This window comes from Psychrobacter sp. AOP7-B1-24, assembly GCF_052376215.1.
Lineage (GTDB): Bacteria > Pseudomonadota > Gammaproteobacteria > Pseudomonadales > Moraxellaceae > Psychrobacter.
Genome location: NZ_JBQSVL010000158.1, coordinates 1 through 1,882 on the forward strand (window position 1 = coordinate 1; position 1,882 = coordinate 1,882).

Below are 1,882 nucleotides of genomic sequence, written 5' to 3' on the forward strand. Positions count from 1 at the left end.
TACACCTCAGGTATAAAGAAACTAACTAACTGTTTTGATGATAAGGAAGAACCCTTACCGTTTGATGATATTAAACATGTTTTAGCCAATTATTATGACAATGAGGAATCTCAGAAAACATATTATCGGAACACGCTAATAAAATACAGAAAACAATGGATTAGTGGAGAGTTAAATAGTAAAAAATCTTACGCATATAACCTGTGTACATACTGCTTTTATTATATATACCTCGCTTTTACTGCTGCGAACGTACAACCTACCCTTGATTTAAAGATCACAGATGTAGATTTAGATAAGCTCGGTTTATCAACTTTTGCTAAGAAACATAAGTATAGAGCAGGTAGACAAATTGAATTTCATGCTCCTTCACAATTAAAACGTTATCTTATACAGTATTTGAAACTTAGAGAATGGCTTCATAATATTGAGCTTAGCGGAGACTGCCAAGATTATTTATTTGTTAGTATTAGTGAACATCGTCAATTAAAGCGCTTTGCACGTAGCTCTACTAGCTCTATTGTTAAAAAATCGGCTCTTTTTGAAGATGTGAAAAAAATCCCAGCCAGAGATATTAGAAACTTATGTGCTGAGTATTTTATCAAACACTCTAAGGGAAATCTGTCCTTAGTAGCTAAAAAGCTTAATAATTCTTTGACTACAGTAGCTAAGTCCTATACGTCAATTGATATTGACTCCCAAGCCATAGAGATGAACCAGTATCATGAAAAAATGAGCAATGCAATTCTTAGTTCTAATAGAGTTAATGAACAAACTATACCAATCAAGACCTCTACCGACTGCGATATGGAGCGAATACCGACAGGGTCTTGTTCAAACCTATCAGATAGCTCCCCTATTAGGGCTGTAGGTTTTAACAACAAAGCTCCTGCTCCTTCTTGTGCAACCTTTGAAAGTTGTTTGTTTTGTGAGTTTTTTGCAATTCATATAGATTTTGAAGATATACATAAACTATTGAGCCTAAAAGAGGCTTTACTTAAATCCTCTGCAATCCGCAATGATCCCGAACACCATCTCACTGCTATAGAACCATCACTGTACAGAATCGATGAAATAATTGAGATTCTTCAACAGAAAGACAGCAATGTAATCAACCTGATTGATGATGTTAAACAACAAGTAAATAGCCAAATCTACAACGAATATTGGAACAAACATATAGAGTTTCTCACATTAAAATCTCAATCTAATGATAAGGAGATGACCCTATGACTAAAGTAATGATGCGTGAGTCCCTTGTCAAAGAGATAGAACCGACATCTAAAGGTTTAATTAAGAATCCAATATCAGATTTAGTTGTAACGCGTTCTAAGAATGGAAAAGCTTTATCAGTCTTCTCTGATGATATCTGGGATTATAGTGCCACCAGTAACTCACTTAAAACTATAAACTTTAGAGCTAAGATTCAACACCTTCCTGCATTGAGCAATGTAGACAGCAATAAACTCAGTTTAGCAGTTAAATTTTTAAAGATATTCGCCCTAAATTGGGTTTGTGAGGTAAATGGCTGTTCTATGTCAAAATTGAACGGTGACTTAGTTGCTATTTCTTTTTTAGTTAGTCACTGTTTAATTAATCATGTTAATTTTAACGGTATATTCACTGACGCTAATGCAATTGATTTTTTAGTTACTAATAGCTCTGCGGAAAAACAAATAGGTTTATGTTTAGGTAAGATACAAAGGTTCATTGATACAGCTTCTGTTTTAAATCAAAATGACTTTTGGTGTGAGCTACAACCTTCAGAAGAGTTTTTGAATAAACTTAAAAAGACAAGAAAGATCTTCCCTGAGACTTCACAAAGTCTTCAAACCATGGTTATTCCTTCACGTATTTATCAGAGTCTCCTAAAAGATACTAT

General features: G+C 33.9%; 2 protein-coding genes. Both read left to right on the forward strand.

All coding sequences use genetic code 11. The features are described 5' to 3' along the window. Positions 1 to 1,233, forward strand: a 1,233-nt coding sequence (locus tag ACT3QP_RS14680; RefSeq protein WP_444526010.1) for a hypothetical protein, incomplete at its 5' end; no start/stop codon positions are given. Then, on the forward strand, positions 1,230 to 1,882 hold a 653-nt coding region (locus tag ACT3QP_RS14685; protein WP_444526011.1), incomplete at its 3' end, for a hypothetical protein. The genes ACT3QP_RS14680 and ACT3QP_RS14685, both read left to right, overlap by 4 nt.